Genomic DNA, 7,609 nt, shown 5'->3' on the forward strand with positions numbered 1-7,609 from the left:
GCTGCGCCGCGTCCATCGCGGCGCGCACGGTGCGCGGGTCGGAGTAATGGCTCTTGAGCACGGCGACGCTCTGGGTCGGGTCGACCTTCGAGAGCTTCAACACGTGCTCAAACATCTGGGTCAGTTCGCAATCACTTACCGGCATTTCCTGTCTCCTCAGCTGCTGCACCAAGATCTTGCAGGGCGCTTCACTCTAGTGCGTTTTTATAGCGTATACGCCAATTAATCACGATAAGAACTGATTTCAGCATGGACTGCAAGCACCACGCCAAAACGTTACGAATCCACACAAACCCAGTGATATATGGAGATAACCGGTTACAGGGGATCGATATGGCCAAAAAAACAATTTTTCAGGCGTGGGCTTTTCATTTGAAAAAATGAGCGTATACACTTTAAAAACCTTGCGGACAGACGCCGCCGGCCATTATTCGAAAAAGAGGACCACGCCCCATGGGAAGCACACAAAAAATCGCAATCGTCGGCGCCGGCCTTGGCGGTGCCGCCGCTGCCACCCTGCTGCAACAGGCAGGGTTCGACGTGGACATCTACGAGCAGGCGCCGGAGTTTTCCCGCCTGGGTGCCGGGATCCACATGGGCCCCAACATCATGAAAATCTTCCGCCGCATGGGCATCGAAAAACAGCTGGACCTGATGGGGTCGCACCCCGAGCACTGGTTCAGCCGCGATGGTGAAACCGGCGACTACCTGTCACGCATTCCCCTGACTGGCTACGGCGCGTCCTACATCACCGTGCACCGCGGCGATCTGCACGCGCTGCAGATGTCCACCCTCAAGCCCGGCACCCTGCACTTCAACAAGCGCCTGGAAACCCTTGAAGAAACCGATACCCAGGTGCGCCTGACTTTCGCCGACGGCGAGGTAACCTACGCCGACATCGTGATCGGTGCCGACGGCATCAACTCGCGCATTCGTGAAGAGCTGCTGGGTGCCGAAAAACCGCTGTACAGCGGCTGGGTCGCGCACCGTGCGCTGATCCGTGGCGACCAGTTGGCCAAGTACGACCTGAAGTTCGAAGACTGCATCAAGTGGTGGACCGAGGACCGGCACATGATGGTCTACTACACCACCGGCAAGCGCGACGAGTACTACTACGTCACCGGCGTGCCGCACCCGGAATGGGACTTCCAGGGCGCCTTCGTCGACAGCAGCCGGGAGGAGATGTTCGACGCCTTCAAGGGCTACCACCCGACCGTCCAGGCCCTGATCGAATCCACCGAAAGCGTGACCAAATGGCCGTTGCGCAACCGCAACCCGCTGCCGTTGTGGAGCCGTGGTCGCCTGGTATTGCTGGGCGATGCCTGCCACCCGATGAAACCCCATATGGCTCAGGGCGCCGGCATGGCCATCGAAGACGCCGCGATGCTGACGCGCTGCCTGCAGGAAACAGGGATCGGCGACTACCGCACCGCGTTCGAGCTGTATGAAGCCAACCGCAAGGAACGCGCGTCCCGGGTGCAGGCCGTGTCCAACGCCAACACCTGGCTGCGCACCCAGGAAGATCCGGACTGGGTCTACGGCTATGACCTCTACGCCCAGCAACTGAAATCGGGGGTGGCGGCGTGAGCAGCTTTCTCTATGGCGGCAACGTCCAGGCCAATGGTATCCGCCAGCATTACCTGCGTTACGGCGGCAAGGGCCCGGCACTGATCCTGATTCCCGGCATCACCAGCCCGGCGATTACCTGGGGTTTTGTCGCGGAACGCCTGGGTTTGCACTTCGACACCTACGTGCTGGACGTGCGCGGTCGCGGCCTGTCGTCCACCGGCCCGGAGCTGGACTACAGCGCCGACACCTGCGCCGATGACATTGGCGCGTTTGCCGACGCCCTGAAGCTCGACAGCTATCACCTGGTCGGCCATTCCATGGGCGCGCGGTTTGCCGTACGCAGTGCGGTGCGCCATCCACAAGGTGTCAACCGCATGGTGTTGATCGACCCGCCGATGTCCGGCCCGGGTCGCCGCGAATACCCAAGCAAACTGCCGTGGTACGTCGATTCGATTCGTCAATCCCAGGTCGGCATGGATGCGGAGGCGATGCGCGCCTTCTGCGCCACCTGGACCGACGAACAACTGCAACTGCGCGCCGAATGGCTGCACACCTGCTACGAGCCGGCGATCGTGCGTGCGTTCAATGACTTCCATACCGTCGATTTCCATCAGGACCTGCCTCACCTGGAGGCTCCTGCCCTGCTGATTGTTGCCGGACGCGGCGGTGTAATTCAGGCCGAAGATGTCGCGGAAGTCCGACAGTTACAGCCGACCCTACAGGTCGCCCATGTGCCAAATGCAGGACACATGATCCCCTGGGACGACCTTGAAGGCTTTTTCGCTGCCTTCGGCGACTTCCTCGGCCAGCCCCTGACTGCATAACGGAGACCACCATGCTCAAGCCTTACCGCATCGGCCAGATCGTGCCGAGCTCCAACACCACCATGGAAACCGAGATCCCGGCGATGCTTAACGCGCGCCAGGCGATCCGCCCGGAACGTTTCACCTTTCACTCCAGCCGCATGCGCATGAAGCAAGTGCGCAAGGAAGAACTGGCGGCCATGGACGGTGAGTCCGACCGTTGCGCCATCGAACTGTCCGACGCCAAGGTCGACGTGCTGGGCTACGCCTGCCTGGTAGCGATCATGGCGATGGGGCTGGGTTACCACCGCAAGTCCGAGCAACGCCTGCGCAAGGCCACCGCCGACAACGACGCCAACGCCCCGGTGATCACCAGCGCCGGCGCCCTGATCGAAGGCTTGAAAGTCATGGGCGCCAAACGCATCGCCATTGTTGCGCCGTACATGAAACCGCTGACCGAACTGGTGGTGAACTACATCCGCGAAGAAGGCTTTGAAGTGGTGGACTGGCGCGCCCTGGAAATCCCCGACAACCTTGCAGTGGCCCGCCACGACCCGGCCAACCTGCCGGCGATTGTTGCCGGGATGAACCTGGAAGGTGTCGACGTAATCGTGCTGTCGGCCTGCGTACAAATGCAGTCCCTGCCCGTGGTGGCGAAGGTCGAAGCCCAGACCGGCCTGCCGGTACTCACCGCCGCCATCGCCACCACCTACGCCATGCTCAAGGCCCTGGACCTGGAACCCATCGTCCCCGGCGCCGGCGCCCTCCTGTCGGGAGCCTACTAAAAACGCTTTTGTGGCGAGGGAGCTTGCTCCCGCTGGGGTGCGAAGCGCCCCCAAAAAAACAGGCCTGCTACGCAGCCCAACGGGAGCAAGCTCCCTCGCCACAAGGTTATGTGCACTGTCCATTACCGAGGACTGAAAGATGAGCGAACAATCCGCCGACGCCAACTACCAGGGCGTCTGGGGTAACCGAATCGGCTTCGGCAAAAAATCCGCCCTGCTGATGATCGACTTCATGCAAGGCTATACCACCGAAGGCGCGCCACTGTTTGCCCCCGAAGTGCGCATCGCCGTGGCCGAAAGCGTCGAGCTGCTGGCCTGCGCCAGGCGTCACGGAATCAGCGTGGTGCACACCAATATCCGCTACCATCCGGGCCATTTCGCCGACGGCGGTATCTGGGTAAAAAAGGCCCCGGTGATGAAAGACATGGTCGAGGGTAACCCCCTCGCCGCCTTCTGCACCGAAGTGCTGCCCCTGGCCAATGAAGTGGTCATCACCAAACAATACGCCAGCGCGTTTTTCGGCAGCAGCCTGGCCCCGATGCTGCACGCCCAGGGCATCGACACCGTGGTGCTCGCCGGCTGTTCCACCAGCGGCTGCATCCGGGCCACCGCAGTGGATGCGGTGCAACACGGGTTTCGTACCATCGTCGTGCGCGAATGCGTCGGCGACCGCCACCCGGCGCCCCATGAAGCCAACTTGTTCGATATCGACAGCAAGTACGGCGACGTGGTGAGCAAGCAGGAGGCGATGAGCAAGTTCAAGGAGCAATAACGCGTCAACAGGAACCACGACAAAGAGCGTGGTCCGGAAAAAACTGAGCGCCCACGCTGGAATGCAGTCGAATGTGGGAGCAAGCCCGCTCCCACACTTGATCACCTCCAACAGGGCCACCTCAGTCTTCTGTCACTGCCTTTGGAAGTCGCTTTCACAGCACTCCGAAGTGCTGAAAAAGCGGCCGTATAAAAACCATAAGTCACCGCCAGGAGACACCTCAATGCCCATTGCGAATGCAGCGCCCGCGACTACGGTCGCCGATCCGGTCCACACGCTCTACCACAAGATCACCTGGAAGCTGATTCCGTTCCTGTGTTTCTGCTACCTCGCGGCCTACCTGGACCGCATCAATATCGGCTTCGCCAAACTGCAGATGCTCGACCAGCTGCACTTCAGCGAAACCGCGTTCGGCCTCGGTGCCGGACTGTTTTTTGTCGGCTATATCATCTTCGAAGTCCCCAGCAACCTGATCCTGGAAAAGGTCGGGGCGAAGATCTGGATCGCCCGCATCATGATCACCTGGGGCCTGCTTTCGGCCTGCACCATGCTGGTCACCTCCACCACCCAGTTCTACATCCTGCGGTTCCTGCTGGGTGCGGCCGAAGCCGGGTTTCTGCCGGGCGTGCTGTATTACCTGACCACCTGGTTTCCCACCCATCGCCGGGGGCGGATCATCGCCCTGTTCATGATCGGCCTGCCGCTGTCCAGCGTGATCGGCGGCCCGTTGTCGGGCTGGATCATGGGCCACTTCGACAACATGGCCGGCCTGCGCGGCTGGCAGTGGCTGTTCCTGATCGAAGCAGTGCCCAGCGTGCTGCTCGGTGTGTGGACCTTCTGGGCGCTGCCCAATACCTATCAGCAAGCCAAGTGGCTGTCGCCGGAAGAAAAAAACCTGCTGGAAAGCGAACTGCGCAAGGACGACGCCGACGGTGCCGCCAGCAAACACAGCTTCCGCGACGGCTTCTTCAACCTCAAGGTGTGGATGCTCGGCGGTATCGACTTCTCGATCCTGCTCAGTGCCTATGCCATGGGGTTCTGGATGCCCACATTCATCCGCAACGCCGGGATTACCGACACTTTCCACATCGGCATCCTCACGGCCCTGCCCAGCGTGGCGGCCCTCTTGGGCATGCTGCTGATCGGCGCCAGCTCCGACAAACACCGCGAACGCCGCTGGCACATCATCGTGCCGTTCTTCATCGGCGCGGCGGCGATGGCTACCAGTACGTTCTTCACCCATAACGTGGTCGCCACCGTGGCGCTGTTTGCGATTGCCTCGGCGGCGATCATCGGTGCGGTGCCGGTGTTTTTCAGCCTGCCGGCGACCTTCCTGAAAGGCACCGCAGCGGCCACCGGCTTTGCCCTGGCCTGCTCGCTGGCGAACATCGCAGGCCTGGTGAGCAACTCGTTGATGGGCGTGGCGATTGACGTCACCGGCAGCAGCGCGGGGGCCTTGTGGTTTTTTGCCGGCTGCCTGATTCTCAGCAGCTTCCTGGTGATCGCCTTGCCGGCGAAGCTGGTAAACCGTTAACAACAATTTTTCGGGTGAGTCTCCATGCAAGGTTTCATCAAGCGCTGTGCCCTGCTTGTCGCCGTGGGCCTGTGTGCCGGCGCGGCGCAGGCCGCAGAAAAGGTCATCTTCGACACCGACTTCAACGTGCTCAACGATGACGGCCAGGCCTTTATCATGCTCGCCCAACTGCACGGGCAAAAACGCATCGACCTGCTGGGCATGACCCTGGTCAGCGGCAACGCCTGGGTCGACCAGGAACAGGTCGACGCCCTCAAGGCGGTGGAACGCATGGGTGTGGAAAAGGAAGTCGGCGTGTATTCCGGCGCCGCCTACCCGCTGCTGCATGACTACGCCACCTATGAGGCGGAAAAAGCCCTGTTCGGTTCCGGCTGGCCGGGTGCGTTCAAGAACCCGCGGCCAACCAGTGCCTCACAACTGGTCGCGCCACCGGACGGCCTGGCGACCCACACCAGGCTGCGCAAGGAAACCGCCGCCCAGTTCATCGTCGACAGCGTACGGGCCAACCCCCACGAGGTAACGATCCTGGCGGTCGGCCCGCTGACCAACATTGCCCTGGCGATTCGCTCGGCCCCGGACATCGTGCCGCTGATCAAGCGCATCGTGTACATGGGCGGCGCGCTGGAGATTCCGGGTAACACCACGCCGGCGGCGGAGTTCAACTGGTGGTTCGACCCGGAGGCGGCGAAGATCGTGTTGCGCTCGCCCATCGAACACGTGATTTTTCCCAACGATGTCTGTGAGAAAGTCACCTTCGACAAGTCGGTGTATGAGCGGGTGATCGCACACAAAGGCCCGATTGCCGACCTGTACAAGCACGAGTTCGGGCCACTGTTCGCCAAGGACCCGGCTTACCACAGCTTCACCTGGGACAGCCTGCCGGCACTGTTTCTCGTGAACCCCGGGATCGTCACCGAATCCCGCGAGCTGTGGGTGGACGTGGATGCCACCTTCGGCGCCGACTATGGCCGGGCACTGGGCTACAAGAAAGGCGCGCCGGTCGGCACGCAAAAGGCCAAGGTGGTCTTCGCGGTGGACCAGAAGCAGTTCTGGGACGGTTATGTAGGGTTGGTGACGCTGCCGACGCCGGTCAACATCTTCCGCTGAGTGCGCCGGAACTTGAGGGGCTGTGGTTTAATTGCGCGCCTTTGCCCAGCCCTTCAAGGAATCCGTTGTCGATGAATCAGCCCGCCACCAAAGTCCTGGTCATTGGCTACGTCTGGCCAGAGCCTCGCTCCTCGGCGGCCAGCGGGCACATGATGCAGATTCTGGAGAGTTTCCTGGCCCAAGGCTGGGACATCACCTTCAGCAGCCCGGCGGTCACCGGCGAACACAAGGCCGACCTGCCCGCCCTGGGCATTCGCGAATGCGCGATCGAGTTGAATAACAGCAGTTTCGACGCGTTTATCCAGCAATTGGCTCCGGATATCGTGCTGTTCGACCGTTTCATGATGGAAGAACAGTTCGGCTGGCGCGTGGAAAAATCCTGCCCGAATGCTCTTCGGGTGCTGGAAGCATCCGACCTGCAAAGCCTGCGGGACGCCCGCCACCAGCGCTTCAAGGATTTCCTGAAGGCCCACCCCGAAGCTGATGACTTCGACGCGCTGTTCAGCCGGGACCTGGCCGCCGAATTCGATGACATGGCCGACACCGACCTGGCCAAGCGCGAGATCGCCGCGATCTACCGCTGCGACATCAGCCTGATGATCTCCGACGTGGAAATCCAGTTGCTGACCGAACACTTCAAGGTGCCCGCTGCCCTGCTCCACTGGTGCCCGCTGATGCTGGCGCCGCCCACCGAAGCCTTTGCCCCCTTTGAGGACCGTGCCCACTTCCTGAGCATCGGCAATTTCCGCCATGCGCCGAACTGGGATGCGGTGTTGTGGATGAAGAACAGTGTGTGGCCCCTGATCCGCCAGCAACTGCCCGGCGCTCAACTCCACGTGTACGGCGCCTATACGCCACCCAAGGCCACCGCGCTGCACAACCCGGCCCAGGGCTTCCACGTGATGAATTGGGCCGAGGATGCATTGCAGGTCATGAGCGCTGCGCGTATCTGCCTGGCGCCACTGCGCTTTGGTGCCGGGATCAAGGGCAAGCTGGCCGACGCGATGCTCTGCGGCACACCCAGCGTTACCACACCGAT

7 protein-coding genes and 1 pseudogene are annotated in these 7,609 nt (G+C 61.6%); 7 read left to right on the top strand and 1 reads right to left on the bottom strand.

The features are described from left to right. A pseudogene (locus HX846_RS12710) lies at positions 1–145 on the bottom strand (2,5-dihydroxypyridine 5,6-dioxygenase); the annotation flags it as partial. Between the two features lie 308 nt (positions 146–453). Here HX846_RS12710 and HX846_RS12715 point away from each other — a divergent pair. The 7 genes from HX846_RS12715 to HX846_RS12745 all read left to right on the top strand — a co-directional run. After that, positions 454–1,587, top strand: coding sequence for an FAD-dependent monooxygenase (locus HX846_RS12715; RefSeq protein WP_003215332.1), 1,134 nt, complete (start codon positions 454–456; stop codon positions 1,585–1,587). Then, a complete protein-coding gene (locus HX846_RS12720) occupies positions 1,584–2,393 on the top strand; it encodes an alpha/beta fold hydrolase (protein WP_177022551.1) in 810 nt (269 codons plus the stop codon). The genes HX846_RS12715 and HX846_RS12720 overlap by 4 nt, the downstream gene beginning before the upstream one ends. Positions 2,394–2,404: 11 nt before the next feature. Continuing rightward, a complete protein-coding gene (locus HX846_RS12725; RefSeq protein WP_102606103.1) occupies positions 2,405–3,157 on the top strand; it encodes an Asp/Glu racemase in 753 nt (250 codons plus the stop codon). A 139-nt stretch (positions 3,158–3,296) separates the two neighbouring features. Next, positions 3,297–3,929, top strand: coding sequence for an N-carbamoylsarcosine amidohydrolase (locus HX846_RS12730; protein WP_003215327.1), 633 nt, complete (start codon positions 3,297–3,299; stop codon positions 3,927–3,929). Between the two features lie 223 nt (positions 3,930–4,152). After that, positions 4,153–5,463 carry an MFS transporter gene (locus HX846_RS12735; protein ID WP_008436141.1) on the top strand — a complete coding sequence of 437 codons (1,311 nt, stop codon included), beginning with the start codon at positions 4,153–4,155 and terminating at the stop codon, positions 5,461–5,463. A gap of 24 nt (positions 5,464–5,487) precedes the next feature. Continuing rightward, positions 5,488–6,570 (top strand): nucleoside hydrolase, encoded by a 1,083-nt coding sequence (locus tag HX846_RS12740; RefSeq protein ID WP_177035611.1) that lies wholly within the window; start codon positions 5,488–5,490, stop codon positions 6,568–6,570. Positions 6,571–6,641: 71 nt separating this feature from the next. Further along, positions 6,642–7,609 (top strand): glycosyltransferase (locus HX846_RS12745; RefSeq protein WP_178965498.1); only part of this gene is annotated, 968 nt, incomplete at its 3' end.

The sequence above is a fragment of the Pseudomonas sp. K5002 genome, from assembly GCF_013386655.1.
Lineage (GTDB): Bacteria > Pseudomonadota > Gammaproteobacteria > Pseudomonadales > Pseudomonadaceae > Aquipseudomonas.

Coding starts and splice junctions, on each gene's coding strand:
- HX846_RS12715 (WP_003215332.1), top strand. CDS start 454: ATGGGAAGCACACAAAAAATCGCAATCGTCGGCGCCGGCCTTGGCGGT.
- HX846_RS12725 (WP_102606103.1), top strand. CDS start 2,405: ATGCTCAAGCCTTACCGCATCGGCCAGATCGTGCCGAGCTCCAACACC.
- HX846_RS12730 (WP_003215327.1), top strand. CDS start 3,297: ATGAGCGAACAATCCGCCGACGCCAACTACCAGGGCGTCTGGGGTAAC.
- HX846_RS12735 (WP_008436141.1), top strand. CDS start 4,153: ATGCCCATTGCGAATGCAGCGCCCGCGACTACGGTCGCCGATCCGGTC.
- HX846_RS12740 (WP_177035611.1), top strand. CDS start 5,488: ATGCAAGGTTTCATCAAGCGCTGTGCCCTGCTTGTCGCCGTGGGCCTG.